We start from the raw sequence: 14,131 nt of genomic DNA, 5'->3' as shown, positions 1-14,131 counted from the left end.
GCGGCATTTATTTGGGTTGTAGTTGGTTTTCTTCAACAAGATCAAGCTCCACTTTAAGATTATTGATGATGAATTCCTGTCTGTCCGGAGTGTTTTTGCCCATATAAAACTTCAATAGGCCATCAATGCTCATGGCTTTATCCAGCATTACGGGTTCCAAACGGATATCATCACCGATAAAGTTTTTGAACTCATCCGGAGAAATTTCACCCAATCCCTTAAATCGAGTGATTTCTGGTTTTCCAGTGAGTTTTTCTATGGCTTGTTTTCTTTCTTCATCACTATAGCAATAAATGGTCTCTTTTTTATTGCGCACCCTAAATAGTGGGGTCTGAAGAATATATAAATGATTCTCCTTGATCAATTCTGGGAAAAATTGCAAAAAGAAGGTGATCAGCAATAAACGAATGTGCATTCCATCCACATCGGCATCGGTTGCGATCACAATATTATTGTATCGAAGATCCTCCATGGAATCCTCAATATTGAGTGCGGCCTGCAACAGATTGAATTCCTCGTTCTCGTAAACGATTTTTTTGGACATTCCATAAGAGTTCAAAGGTTTACCGCGTAGGCTAAAAACAGCTTGTGTGTTTACATCCCTAGATTTTGTAATGGAACCCGATGCGGAATCCCCCTCGGTAATAAATAAGGTCGATTCCAGTCTTCGGTCCTTTTTCATATCCTGAAGATGGATACGGCAATCGCGTAATTTTTTATTGTGAAGACTCGCTTTTTTGGCACGGTCCCTCGCTAGCTTTCGAATTCCGGAGAGTTCTTTACGTTCCTTTTCAGCCTGTACTATTTTCTTTTGGAGTGCATCGGCAGTTGCCTGGTTCTTATGCAGGTAGTTGTCCAATTGCGTGCCAATAAAATCGTTGATGTAAGTACGCACTGTAGGCAAGTCCCCACCCATATCGGTAGAGCCAAGCTTGGTCTTGGTCTGGCTTTCGAAAACAGGTTCCATCACTTTAATGGAAACCGCAGATATAATGGACTTACGAACATCGGAGGCGTCGTAATTTTTTCCATAAAAATCACGGATAGTTTTCACAATCGCTTCTCTAAAGGCTGATTGGTGCGTACCACCTTGAGTGGTATGCTGTCCGTTCACAAAAGAGTGATATTCCTCACTGTATTGAGTTTTGCTATGCGTCATGGCAACCTCAATATCATCCCCCTTTAAATGTATAATGGGATAAAGAAAATCCTCATTGTTATTGTTGTCTTCCAATAAATCCTTTAGACCATTCTCCGAATGATATTTTTCACCATTAAATACAATGGTAAGTCCGGGATTTAGGTAAACATAGTTTTTGAGCATGCGCTCTACATACTCATTGCGGTATTTGTACTTTTTGAAAATGGTTTCATCTGGTGTGAAACTCACCTTGGTCCCCTTTCTTCGGGAAGATTCTTCCAGAAGTTCTTCGTTGACCAGGTTACCTGCTTCAAACTCGGCAGATTTTGATTGACCGTCCCTATTGGATTCAACCCTAAAATAGGTGGAAAGTGCATTCACGGCCTTGGTACCTACCCCGTTCAAACCAACAGATTTCTTGAACGCTCTGGTATCGTACTTACCACCAGTGTTCATTTTGGAAACAACGTCCACCACTTTTCCAATTGGTATTCCGCGACCAAAATCGCGCACGTGGACCGTATTTTCCTTAATACTGATTTCGATAGTTTTCCCGGCCCCCATCACAAATTCGTCGATGGAGTTGTCCAAAACTTCTTTTAGAAGAATGTAAATGCCGTCGTCTGCAGAGGAACCGTCGCCCAATTTTCCAATGTACATCCCCGGACGCATACGAATATGCTCCTTCCAGTCCAGCGAACGGATATTATCCTCAGTATATTGGGTATCTGCCATGAGTTAAGGGTTAATCATTGCAATATAAAATTTAGGAGCAAAAATAAAAGGGTGAACGGTAGAAAGTAATCAACAATGAAAAACAATAATTGTTAATATATATCAGCCTTTAGCCCGCTTTTTGCCTTGGATTGACAAGTAGGTCACACCAAAAATAACAACCAACATTCCAACCAACTGCCAATATGTTAGTTTTTCGTCCAAAAACACAAAGGCTAGCAAAATGGTGGATATAGGTCCCAAACTTCCCAGAATCGAAAAGTTCGAAGCTCCCAATCGTTCAATGGCTGCTGAGACCAAAAAGGATGGAATCAGTGTTGCAAAAATGGCCATAGCCAAGCCGTAGGCATATACTGGCCAAGGATAGTCCATAAACCCCCAATGGCCCGATACCAAATAATGAATCACAATGCAAATGGTGGATACGATCATGGCGTAGCAAGTGAACCTGAGCACACCGAACTTAGGAATTAACCAGCCACTGCCCACTAAATAGGAGGCGTAAGTAATGGCACTCAACAAAACCAAAAAACCTCCGAGTAGCACTGCGTTACCGGATACATCCAATTCGTCCCAAAATGTAATGAGTACGCCTACATAAGTTACGAGAATAGCAATGAATTGTACTCTTGTTATCTTTTGTCTAAATATTAACCAGCTCAAGAATACCACAATGGTCGGGTACACGAAAAGAATAATGCGTTCCAAGCCAGCCTTGATGTAGTTCAAGCCTAAAAAATCAAAATAACTGGCCAGATAATAGCCCACAAAGCCAAATACAACCAGCCAAGCATAGTCTTTTGCTCCAATCTCTGTTTTTGCTGATTTCTTCCGAATCAAGAATAGGATAAAAACATAGCTAGGAAGGGAAAAAAGCATACGGAACAGCAGTAAATCGAGTGTGTCGACATTGTAACGATATGCCAATTTCACCATCACGGCCTTGGAGGAAAACAATACCACTCCCAAGACTCCATATAAAACCCCTAAGCTTTTACTGGACATATAGCAAAGCTATTTTATGTCCGAGGAATGGGAATTCAAAAATATTATGGATTACAATGCCCAGTGGTTACACGTTGAACCTAAAGTGCATCACATCACCGTCCTTAACAATGTACTCTTTGCCTTCCACGCGCATACGACCGGCCTCTTTTACTTTGGCTTCGCTCCCGTATTTTACGTAGTCGTCATAGGAGATGACTTCGGCACGGATAAAACCTTTTTCAAAATCGGTATGGATGACACCTGCAGCCTGTGGTGCTGTTGCTCCAACGGGAATGGTCCAAGCACGGACTTCTTTTACCCCTGCGGTGAAATACGTTTCCAAATCAAGTAGTTTGTATGCACCACGAATCAATTTGGCTGACCCCGGCTCGGAAAGTCCAAGATCTTCCAAGAACATTTGTCGTTCTTCGTAGGTTTCCAATTCAGTGATGTCAGCTTCGGTACCCACGGCCAAAAAGATGACTTCTGCGTTTTCGTCCGCAACGGTCTGTTTTACTTTTTCAACATAAGCATTTCCATCCACTGCAGCCCCTTCATCTACATTGCAAACATACATCACTGGTTTGTCCGTGATCAACTGCATAGGTCGAACAAATTCTTCTCGGTCATCTTCACTCAAGGTAATGGCCCGAACAGATTTTCCGGCTTCCAAACCTTCTTTTAAAGCGGAAAGTACTGCCTCTTCCTTCTGTGCTTCTTTGTTTCCTGTTTTGGCGGCACGCTTTACTTTATCGAGTTTCTTTTCTACACTCTCCAAATCTTTCAACTGCAATTCCATATCAATGGTTTCCTTGTCCCTTATAGGGTCTACTGATCCATCAACATGCACAACATTATCATTATCAAAACAACGAAGTACATGAAGGATAGCATCGGTTTCCCTGATATTTCCCAAAAACTGGTTTCCAAGTCCTTCACCCTTGCTAGCACCTTTTACAAGTCCGGCAATATCCACGATTTCCACTGTTGCGGGTATTACGCGCTCCGGATTTACCAATTCTTCCAATTTCTCCAAACGTTGGTCCGGTACGTTCACCACGCCAATATTGGGTTCAATAGTACAAAATGGGAAGTTGGCACTTTGTGCCTTTGCGTTGGACAAACAGTTGAAAAGAGTTGATTTTCCTACGTTTGGCAATCCTACAATACCTGCTTTCATCTAATTACTTTGTGTTTTGAGGGTGCAAATATAAGTTGAAGTTTTGGTACTGGTCATCAATAACCCTGAATGAGTAAATAAAGTCCCATGATCATTAACCCAATGATGCCGAAAATGGCAATCAGGGACAAAATACATCCCGCTTGCTTCCAGATACCGTTGTATTCCTTTTCTTTTTCTTGCATAAAAAAACCCCGAACATTTGTTCGGGGCTAAATTAATCGATTTTTATTGCCTAGCCATCGGGATGCATAAACTTTTGCTTGCCCAATAGCTCATCTTCTGTTTCTTCGTGGTCCTCGTCTGGCACACAACAATCCACTGGACACACAGCAGCACATTGAGGTTCTTCGTGGAAACCTTTACACTCTGTACATTTGTCCGGAACTATGTAATAAAGTTCGTCGCTTACGGGTTCTTGGGCCTCGTCTGCGTTCACCTCTTTGCCATTGGGAAGCACTACGTCACCTGCCAATGAAGTTCCTTCACTATATCTCCATTCATCTGCACCTTCATAAATTGCTGTATTTGGGCATTCTGGCTCGCAAGCACCACAATTTATGCACTCATCCGTTATAATTATTGCCATATTTTTCTTTTCCTTTTGGGCTGATTTTGGTCAGCATGCTTACTTTTGACAAAAATAAACCCTAGTAAATTAGTGTACAAATTTAATGGCACCAGATAGAAATACCATAGATGCTTTTGTTAAACTTGGAAAATACCTAACGGATTTTTGTGAAAAATGTTATTCCAATGATGCAGAAGCTGATTCAAATTTAAAGGATGTCATTGCTCGAGCAGGTCATCACAACGGATGGTTTACCGAAGAAAATGTCCTTTTTTCCCTAAAACAATGGGGAGATTTGCTTACCGAAAAAAAATTAAACGATTGGTTGTCCCAGTACTCCTTTACTAAGGAAAAAGAACCAAAAACAATTGCGATTGTTATGGCGGGGAATATCCCGTTGGTCGGTTTTCACGATTTTATTTGCGTTTTGCTTTCAGGAAACAAGGTTTTGGCCAAGCTGTCCTCCAACGACAAGTTGTTGCTTCCGTTTATAGCCAAATATCTGATAGAACAAGAACCATCCCTTGAAGCAAAAATAGAATTCACCGATGCTAAATTGGAAAATTATGACGCCGTAATTGCTACCGGCAGCAACAACACCAGTCGCTATTTTGAATATTATTTTGGCAAAAAGCCGAACATCATTAGAAAAAACAGAAATTCGGTGGCCGTGCTTACAGGAAATGAGACTCATGATGAACTAAAGGCATTGGGAGAGGATATATTCAGATATTATGGATTGGGCTGCCGTAATGTGTCTAAAATTTATGTCCCAAAGGATTATGATTTTGATGGCTTGTTCAATGCGCTTTTCCACTACAAGGACATTATACACCAACATAAGTACGCCAACAATTACGATTACAACAAAGCGGTTTATTTAATGAGTGAATTCAAGATCCTGGACAATGGATTTTTAATCTTAAAAGAAGATGAAGCCCTTACCTCCCCTATTTCGGCTTTGTTTTATTCCCATTATGAAAATGAATCGAACTTGAGAAAGAAACTGGATGAGATGGAAGAACAAATCCAATGCGTAGTTTCCTCTAGCACCTTAGAAGGCGACATAAACTTTGGGGATACCCAAAAACCAAGTTTAAGCGACTATGCGGACGGAATCGATACCATGCAGTTCTTGCTCCAACTTTAAGAAAACCCTAACCATGGGAAACGTTTTTAGATATCACAATTTTTTAGACCTTTACCCTTTAAACCTAGGCAATGAAAAAGCACAATTTTAGCGCAGGCCCATGTATTTTACCCGCAGAGGTAATGCAAAAGGCATCCGAAGCCGTTTTAGAACTTGACGGCATAGGACTTTCACTTATAGAAATATCTCACCGAAGCAAAGAGTTTGTGGACATCATGGAAAAGGCACGATCGCTTGCCTTGGAATTATTGGGTCTGGAAGGTAAAGGTTACCAAGCCCTATTTTTACAAGGTGGTGCCAGTATGCAGTTTTTAATGACGGCTTTCAATCTACTGGATAAGAAAGCAGGTTATGTAAACACAGGTACTTGGAGTCAAAAAGCAATAAAAGAAGCGAGACTTTTTGGAGAGATCATAGAGGTTGCATCTTCGCAGGAGGATAATTTCAAGTACATCCCCAAAGGTTACGAAATCCCAGCGGATTTAGATTATTTGCACCTTACCTCGAATAACACGATTTACGGTACGCAGTTTAAGGAATTCCCTAAAACGGATGTTCCATTGGTATGCGATATGAGTTCTGATATTTTCTCTCGTCAATTGGATTTCTCCCAGTTTGATTTGATCTATGCTGGAGCTCAGAAAAATATGGGTCCAGCAGGAGCTACCCTTGTCGTGGTAAAAGAGGATATTTTAGGTAAACTTACCCGTAAGATTCCATCCATGATGGACTATTCGGTACATGTAGCCAAAGAAAGTATGTTCAACACTCCACCAGTTTTTGCGGTGTATGTATCTATGCTCACAATGCAATGGTTAAAAGATTTGGGTGGAATAGCAGCTATTGAAGAGATCAATGAGCGTAAGGCCAATTTAATCTACTCGGAAATTGAACTTAACCCGGTTTTCTCCGGAATTGCTGCCAAAGAAGACCGCTCAACTATGAACGCGACATTTAACATAACAGATGATGAGCTAAAGGATGTATTCGATGACATGTGCAAGGAAGCTGGGATAAGCGGAATTAATGGACACCGTTCGGTAGGCGGTTATCGTGCATCCATGTACAATGCACTTCCTATGGAAAGTGTAGGTGTTTTGGTGGACATTATGAGTGAACTTGAAAAGAAAGGATAAATTTAATGGCGAAGATTTTAGCGAACGACGGGATAGCACAATCTGGTATCGATTTACTTGAAAAAGAAGGTTTCGAGGTTAAAAACACACGCGTAGCCGAAGAGCAATTAACAAACTATATCAATAAAAATAAGATTGAAGGCTTATTGGTGCGCAGCGCAACCAAAGTTGATAAGGCATTGATCGACAGCTGCCCCGGTTTAAAGTTAATAGGACGCGGCGGTGTTGGCTTGGACAATATTGATGTTGCATATGCTGAATCGAAAGGAATCAAGGTCTTTAATACGCCCGAAGCTTCATCCGAGTCCGTGGCCGAATTGGTTTTTGCACACCTATTAAATGGTGTACGGTTCTTGCACGACGCCAATCGCAATATGCCATTGGAAGGTGACCAACAGTTCAAACAGCTCAAGAAAAGTTATTCCGGAGGGATGGAACTTAGGGGCAAAACCTTGGGAATAATTGGTTTTGGAAGGATTGGACAAGCAACGGCAAAGATGGCACTGGCCCTTGGTATGGAGGTTTTGTTTACAGACCATCACATTCAAGAAACTAACTTGACACTTTCATTTTTTGATGGGCAATCCGTGGAAATCATTCTAAAAAGTAGCGAAATAAAAGAAGTGTTGGCCAATGCTGACTTTATAAGTCTGCATGTTCCGGCGCAAGACAACTATTTGATTGGGAAAAAAGAACTCGGGCTTATGAAACCTGGTTCGGGAATCATAAACACTTCTCGAGGTGGGGTTTTGGACGAAGTTGCCTTAACCGAAGCATTGGATTCCGGACACCTTTCCTTTGCCGGGCTCGATGTTTTTGAATCGGAACCCAAGCCGGAAATTCAGATTTTGATGAATCCCAAGATTTCACTCAGTCCACATATAGGAGGTTCAACAATCGAAGCACAGGAGCGGATTGGTGTAGAATTGGCAGAAAAGGTTATCAAATTGCTAAAACCATAGGTTTTTTAGTGTTTACTGTACTTTCAAAAGGCAGTTTTTCGTACATTGTTCCTTTAACCTTAACACTAACACAATGTCAGGATTATTAGACTTGATCAACAGCCCTGTGGGCAAACAATTGATCAGTGGAGTTGCTGGACAAACCGGTCAACCAGAAAATAAAACAGCCGAAGTTTTAAGCATGGCCATGCCTCTTTTAATGGGGGCCATGAAGAAGAATGCATCAACACCAGGCGGGGCCCAAGGGCTAATGGACGCGCTGTCTTCCAAGCACGATGGTGGTATTTTAGATGATTTGGGAGGCCTTTTTGGCGGAGGTGTCGACCAAAATGTTATGGATGATGGCGCCGGGATACTTGGCCACGTTTTAGGCTCCAAACAATCACAGGTAGAAAATGCCTTGAGCGCCAAATCTGGAATCGATGCCGGGTCCATTGCCCAAATTCTAAAAATTGCTGCTCCCATACTATTGGGATATTTGGGTAAGCAGACAAGACAACAAAATGTAAGCAGCCCCGATGGTCTTAATGGTCTTTTGGGTGGATTAATGGGCGGCAACAAAGCTGCCAATAAGCAACAATCACTTATCGAAACCTTTTTGGACAGCGATGGTGATGGTAGTGTCATCGATGATTTGGCCGGTATGGTCTTAAATGGAGGTGGACAGAAAAAAAGCGGTCTAGGTGGAGTGCTGGGTGGACTTTTTGGAAAGTAGCCAATTACCTTAACGATATTTAACAGAGCCGTTTGATAAGTCAAGCGGCTTTTTTTGTAATTTATCAATATGAAAAAGAAAAAATTGCGTCCACTATTATTCGGTTTGATTCTTAGCTTCAGCTTATTATCCTGTACATCCCAACAATCGACCTTGGATGTTTCTAGTGAGGAAAAAGCCCTTTTTGATTCCAATGATGAGGCACCCGTTGAAATAGCAGACGATGAAACAGAGTATGAAATTATTATCATAGAACCTGGGTTCAATACTTGGTTAAATTCCATCGCGCGGCCGGAAGGATACTATTCCCAATCTTTTTTGGAAAATAGAAACGCTATAATGGTGACCACTTGGAACCAACGGGTCTTGCAGCCGCAACGTTTCAATCCCAATTTATATGAAATGCAGATAAACTACGACCCCAGCATAGATTATGGGTACGAGGTAAACTACAAGCTCTATAATTACTTCATTTATTTTCAAAGAAAATACAACCAACGATTGGGTCCTTTTATTCCCAGAATTTAATATGCTATTTTTGCAGGAATTAAAGTAAGAAATGCAAAAACTAAAACAACGCTGGGAAATTCAAGAGAACTGGCAAATCCTTTTTCCTATACTTGGCGTATTATTGGTTTTATTAACGTCCTATACCATTGCAAGAAGCCTTTTACATCTTTTTAATCTCAACAACACCATTTATGAATGGATTTTCACCGCAGGATTGACCATAGTATTGTATTATGCCATGATCAAGTTTTTTCTTTGGTGTTTTAAAAAAGTGGAAAATAGATGGAAAGTGGACTATAAATGGGAAATGATCGCCATTTTTATTGTGTTCGCCATAACTGGAAGTGCCGCCGGAAAACTGGCCGGACCTTTGGTTCATTGGATTGGGCTGGATGATGAAAATGTTCCCGGAATGGTGTACTGGACACTTAGAATCTTACTTATTTTCCCTATTTATCAAATACTTCTTGTTTGTATAGGATGGTTGTTCGGTCAGTATCAATTTTTCTGGAATTTTGAGAAAAAGATGCTAAAACGTATGGGTTTAGGGAGCTTCCTTAGATAGTTTATAGTTTTTTTAACATAAAAAGAGGGTTTACCTTAGTTACTTTTGCGATAGTATGATGACCAACCTCCACAAACGCATTCTCATATTAAGTTCCCTTTTGATGGCGGCGGCCATTTTGGCCCCAACCATTATAAAATTGGGACATGCTTTATATGAGCACAATCAAGAAGAGCATTGTATCGCTTACGGCACCAATCATATACACGATGGTAACCTAGATTGTGATTTCCATGATTTCACTTTGGCCAACAAGGTGCTCTTCAACACTTCTTTTACCTACATTCCTGTTGAAATACCGGAAATTAGGTATGAGACTTCCATTTATCAATTCATTTATAAACCCAAAGAGGTTTCTTTCCGTGCTCTTCGCGGTCCCCCATCAGTTTCGTAGTAATTACCGATTGATTTAAGTTTTAAACCATTTAATTTTTACGATGAAACAATTCTATATCTCAATGCTTTTGGCATTGACATCTATTTATACCTATTCACAAAATACACTGACGGGAAACATTTCCGATGCAGAAACAGGCGAACCTCTAGAACAGGTCTCGGTTTACATTCCACAATTGGAAAATGGCGCCGTAACCGACCAAAATGGAGATTTCTCCTTAAGGAACCTGCCAGAAGGCAATTATAAACTGGTTATTTCCTATATCGGTTTTGAAACCTACTCCACTTCCATTGAAATTAATTCCGGAAACAATCAATTTGACTATCAGATGACTGCTTCAGCAATAGAGATGGATGAAGTAGTACTTTCCACTCCATTCCATAAACTACAACGTGAAAACGTGATGAAGGTGGAGCAGAAATCAATGGAAGAACTCAAGCAGCAAGGGGGCATTACCTTATCCGAGGGCATTACCAACATTCCTGGAGTATCCTCCGTATCAACAGGTGTGGGAATTGGAAAACCTGTAATACGTGGATTGAGTTTTAATCGGGTTTTGGTTTATACACAAGGAGTTCGCCTAGAGAACCAACAATATGGCGGCGAGCATGGTCTGGGTATAAACGATGCCGGTATTTCCAGTGTTGAGGTCATTAAAGGGCCTGCATCCTTATTGTATGGTTCCGATGCTCTTGGAGGTGTACTTTATTTAAACCCTGAGAAGTTTGAGACTTCTGGAGAAACCTCAGGGGACGTTAACATGAGATACTTTACCAATACCTTGGGCTACAATGCCAATGCTGGATTTAAGACTTCTGGAGAAAAACTTAAGTTTTTGGTACGTGGTGCCTATGCATCCAATGCCGACTATGAAACAGGTGACGGAACCAGTGTAACCAATTCCAGGTTTAAGGAAGCCGATTTAAAGACAGGGCTGGCCTACCAAGCATCAAAATTTAAAACTGAATTACGGTACAATTACAACACATCCGATTTAGGTATTCCTGAAGAGATAGGGGTGCAGAACAACGATCGTGATCCTTTAATGCCGTATCAAGAACTATCGACACATATTATAAGTTCCAAAAATAACTTCTTCTTCAAAAAATCTAGTTTGGAGGCCACTTTTGGATACACGGTCAATAATAGAAAAGAGTTTGAAGAACACCACCATGAGGAGCATGAGGGTGAGGAACACGCCGAAGAAGAAGAGCATGCCGAAGAAGAGCATGCAGAGGAGGAACATGAGGAAGAGGGCCACGAAGGGGCAGCTTTGGACATGCGCTTGAGTACTTTCAACTATAATATCCAGTTTAATCCACAGTGGGGAAAAATGACCACTATTTTTGGGGTTCAGGGTATGCATCAGACCAATGAAAATTTTGGGGAAGAGGTATTGGTTCCCAACGCCACCACCAACGATTTTGGAGTTTTGGCAACGTCACATATCCATTTTGATAAAAGCGACCTTCAAATAGGTCTGCGATACGACCTACGATCCATTAACGGTGAAGCCAGTGGAATAGAAGGAGATGAAGAGTACATTCCGGCATTGGACAGAAATTTCAATAGTTTTAATGCTGCTGTTGGTTACCGATTGGATATGACCAAAAACATAATGGGTAGGTTAAATTTGGCCACTGGTTTCAGGGCTCCCAACTTATCCGAATTATCTTCCAATGGATTGCACAGTGGAGCAAACAGGGTAGAAATTGGAAATCCAGATTTGGACAGTGAGCAAAATTTCCAGATTGATTTGGCATTGGAATATAGCAACAAACACCTTGAGGCCTATATCAATTCTTTCTACAATATTGTCAACGATTATATTTATTTGGAGCCAACAGGAGAGTTCAGGGAATTGGACCCGATTTACGATTTCCAACAACAAAATGCTATTCTATATGGTGGTGAATTTGGATTCCATTTACACCCCCACCCTATTGATTGGTTGCATTTGGAAAGTAGTTACGATATTGTTTTTGGTGAGTTGGAGGACAATTCCAATCTACCTTTGATACCCGCGAACCGCTGGACAAACACCTTTAGAGTAGAATGGAAAAAACGAAATCAAGATTATAAATGCTATGCCTTTGTAACGCTTCAAACCTTTTTTGATCAAAACAAAGTAGCAGATTTTGAAACCAAAACACCAAGGTACAATCTATTTAATGTGGGTATTGGCGGAGATATGAAAATCTTCAATCAGAAAGTGGGCTACTCCATCACAGGAAACAACTTATTTGATAAGAATTATATTTCTCACCTATCCAGGCTAAAAGCTGATGGTATAGCCAATATTGGCAGGAATATTTCCTTTAGTTTGAATGTGCCTTTATAATCACAGGTAAAACACTGAAAAAATCAAGGTCAATCTTTTATAGGTTGACCTTTTTTCTTGCGCAATAAATAGGTGTATACCCAAGTAAGGGTAAAAGTGGGAATCACATCCAGTCCTGGAACTAGCTCTTCGGCAAAAGTTATCAAGCCTGCAGCCTGTCCTACCCTGCCCTTGTACATCCGCGTCATTAGCCAGCCTGCGACCGGGGCCCAAATTACATCGGAAAATTCGCCTATCCCAGGAATTACAAAGGATAACATACCGATACCATCGAACAGCAAACCCATTAAAAGGTTTCGGTATTTATTGTCTTTTTCTTTTGCCATAAGGGAAAAATAGTAATTCCCGCCAAATTGAAAAAGTGCTTTAGGACAAATCGGCACTAACCAGCTTCAAAAACTCGTTTCTGGTCTCTATTTTTTCGAATTGCCCCCTAAAGCCGGAAGTAGTGGTTACGGAATTCTGTTTTTGAACCCCGCGCATCATCATACACATATGGGCCGCTTCAATAACTACGGCTACCCCTTTGGGTTTTAGTGTTTTGTTGATGCATTCCAAAATATCGTGTGTCAAACGTTCCTGTACCTGTAATCTCCTAGCGAACACATCCACTACACGTGGTATTTTACTAAGACCAACTATATGGCCATTGGGAATGTAAGCCACATGGGCTTTGCCAAAAAAAGGCAACATATGGTGCTCACAGAGCGAGTAAAGCTCTATATCTTTTATGATTACCATGTCGTCATAATCTTCCGCAAACATGGCGCCTTTGAGTATTTCCTCGGCATCTTGTTTGTACCCTTGGGTAAGGAAGAGCATTGCTTTTGCAGCTCTCTCTGGCGTTTTTACCAATCCTTCTCGGGTAACGTCCTCTCCAATATCATCCATTATTTTGGAGAAATGATCTTTTACCTCATTGGTAATTTCAATGTTGTATTCCTCGAGGTTTCTATATGGTGCCATGCTTTAGCTTTTTTGAAAAATAAGTATTTAGTTTCTTGATCTTTGGATCTATAATAAATTGACAATATGGTTGTAGCTTATTGTCATTGTAATAATTATGATGTTCCTCTTCTGCAAGATAAAAGGGTTTTTCTTCGGAAATAGCGGTAACAATAGGCGAATCAAAGATATTTTCCTTTTCCAATAACGCGATGAAATCTTCAGCCTGTTGCTTTTGTTCTGGATTAGTGTAAAATATTTCACTTCGGTATTGGGTACCTACATCATTGCCCTGTCGGTTCAGTGTTGTGGGGTCATGTGTCGCAAAAAACACCTCCAATAATTCCGGGTATGATATTTTTGAAGGGTTGAAGGTGATTTTAATCCCTTCTGCATGGCCGGTTCTTCCAGTACAAATTTCACGATACGCTGGATTTTTAATGGTTCCGCCAGTATATCCGGAAACAACTTCCTCCACTCCATCCAGACGCTGAAATACTGCTTCAGTACACCAAAAACAACCTCCCGCGAAAATAGCAGTACTCAATTGAATATTATTTTGTTCATTCATTATTAATCAAAGTTAAACAATATTTGATTGGAAATATGAATCCTAACAAATATTTATATGTTGATTGGTCGAATTTAAAGTCATCAACTTATATCTACTGACCAATTGATGTTTTTTATTTCCTCCAAAGCAATATCCGGATACTTTGTGAAAAATTGTGGAATCGCATCAAAACGATCATCTTTGCGATACAACAGTAATCATTATCTTCGACCAACGAAGACG

16 protein-coding genes are annotated in these 14,131 nt (G+C 40.7%); 8 read left to right on the top strand and 8 right to left on the bottom strand.

The annotated features are described in order from the left end of the window. Window positions 1-7: 7 nt before the first annotated feature. From PY091_RS00255 to PY091_RS00235, 5 genes are all read right to left on the bottom strand, one after another. Complete coding sequence (locus tag PY091_RS00255; RefSeq protein WP_275647760.1) at window positions 8-1,876, bottom strand: DNA topoisomerase IV subunit B; 1,869 nt, start codon at window positions 1,874-1,876, stop codon at window positions 8-10. Window positions 1,877-1,978: 102 nt separating this feature from the next. Continuing rightward, window positions 1,979-2,881 carry a DMT family transporter gene (locus PY091_RS00250; protein ID WP_275647759.1) on the bottom strand — a complete coding sequence of 301 codons (903 nt, stop codon included), beginning with the start codon at window positions 2,879-2,881 and terminating at the stop codon, window positions 1,979-1,981. Between the two features lie 67 nt (window positions 2,882-2,948). Next, a complete protein-coding gene (gene ychF / locus PY091_RS00245; protein ID WP_275647758.1) occupies window positions 2,949-4,043 on the bottom strand; it encodes a redox-regulated ATPase YchF in 1,095 nt (364 codons plus the stop codon). Window positions 4,044-4,099: 56 nt separating this feature from the next. After that, complete coding sequence (locus PY091_RS00240; RefSeq protein ID WP_275647757.1) at window positions 4,100-4,228, bottom strand: hypothetical protein; 129 nt, start codon at window positions 4,226-4,228, stop codon at window positions 4,100-4,102. A 50-nt stretch (window positions 4,229-4,278) separates the two neighbouring features. Next, complete coding sequence (locus PY091_RS00235) at window positions 4,279-4,632, bottom strand: 4Fe-4S dicluster domain-containing protein (RefSeq protein ID WP_275647756.1); 354 nt, start codon at window positions 4,630-4,632, stop codon at window positions 4,279-4,281. Window positions 4,633-4,717: 85 nt separating this feature from the next. Here PY091_RS00235 and PY091_RS00230 point away from each other — a divergent pair, with 85 nt between their 5' ends. The 8 genes from PY091_RS00230 (at window position 4,718) to PY091_RS00195 (ending at window position 12,390) form a co-directional block, all read left to right on the top strand. After that, entirely contained in the window at window positions 4,718-5,764 is a 1,047-nt protein-coding gene (locus PY091_RS00230) for an acyl-CoA reductase (protein ID WP_275647755.1), read from the top strand. A 71-nt stretch (window positions 5,765-5,835) separates the two neighbouring features. Beyond that, a complete protein-coding gene (serC, locus tag PY091_RS00225; RefSeq protein WP_275647754.1) occupies window positions 5,836-6,900 on the top strand; it encodes a 3-phosphoserine/phosphohydroxythreonine transaminase in 1,065 nt (354 codons plus the stop codon). Between the two features lie 5 nt (window positions 6,901-6,905). Continuing rightward, window positions 6,906-7,862 carry a D-2-hydroxyacid dehydrogenase gene (locus PY091_RS00220; protein ID WP_275647753.1) on the top strand — a complete coding sequence of 319 codons (957 nt, stop codon included), beginning with the start codon at window positions 6,906-6,908 and terminating at the stop codon, window positions 7,860-7,862. Window positions 7,863-7,935: 73 nt separating this feature from the next. Further along, a complete protein-coding gene (locus tag PY091_RS00215; RefSeq protein WP_275647752.1) occupies window positions 7,936-8,577 on the top strand; it encodes a DUF937 domain-containing protein in 642 nt (213 codons plus the stop codon). A 69-nt stretch (window positions 8,578-8,646) separates the two neighbouring features. Continuing rightward, window positions 8,647-9,105, top strand: coding sequence for a DUF6146 family protein (locus PY091_RS00210; protein ID WP_275647751.1), 459 nt, complete (start codon window positions 8,647-8,649; stop codon window positions 9,103-9,105). 31 nt (window positions 9,106-9,136) lie between these two features. Continuing rightward, complete coding sequence (locus tag PY091_RS00205) at window positions 9,137-9,652, top strand: DUF6787 family protein (RefSeq protein WP_275647750.1); 516 nt, start codon at window positions 9,137-9,139, stop codon at window positions 9,650-9,652. 55 nt (window positions 9,653-9,707) lie between these two features. Further along, window positions 9,708-10,046: a hypothetical protein gene (locus PY091_RS00200; RefSeq protein ID WP_275647749.1), complete on the top strand. Its 339-nt coding sequence runs from the start codon at window positions 9,708-9,710 to the stop codon at window positions 10,044-10,046. Between the two features lie 43 nt (window positions 10,047-10,089). Continuing rightward, window positions 10,090-12,390, top strand: coding sequence for a TonB-dependent receptor (locus tag PY091_RS00195; protein WP_275647748.1), 2,301 nt, complete (start codon window positions 10,090-10,092; stop codon window positions 12,388-12,390). A gap of 29 nt (window positions 12,391-12,419) precedes the next feature. On the opposite strand, the gene PY091_RS00190 is transcribed toward PY091_RS00195, so the two are convergent. The 3 genes from PY091_RS00190 to msrA are packed head-to-tail and all read right to left on the bottom strand — an operon-like array spanning window position 12,420 to window position 13,906. Beyond that, window positions 12,420-12,716, bottom strand: a complete 297-nt coding sequence (locus PY091_RS00190) for a hypothetical protein (protein WP_275647747.1) — start codon at window positions 12,714-12,716, stop codon at window positions 12,420-12,422. A gap of 40 nt (window positions 12,717-12,756) precedes the next feature. After that, window positions 12,757-13,356 (bottom strand): GTP cyclohydrolase I FolE, encoded by a 600-nt coding sequence (gene folE, locus PY091_RS00185; protein WP_275647746.1) that lies wholly within the window; start codon window positions 13,354-13,356, stop codon window positions 12,757-12,759. Beyond that, window positions 13,343-13,906, bottom strand: a complete 564-nt coding sequence (gene msrA / locus PY091_RS00180; protein WP_275647745.1) for a peptide-methionine (S)-S-oxide reductase MsrA — start codon at window positions 13,904-13,906, stop codon at window positions 13,343-13,345. The genes folE and msrA overlap by 14 nt, the downstream gene beginning before the upstream one ends. Between the last annotated feature and the right edge of the window lie 225 nt (window positions 13,907-14,131).

The organism is Flagellimonas okinawensis (assembly GCF_029194005.1).
Taxonomy (GTDB): domain Bacteria; phylum Bacteroidota; class Bacteroidia; order Flavobacteriales; family Flavobacteriaceae; genus Flagellimonas; species Flagellimonas okinawensis.
The sequence above is the reverse complement of the archived record's forward strand: the minus strand, read 5'-3'. Positions and strand labels throughout refer to the sequence as shown.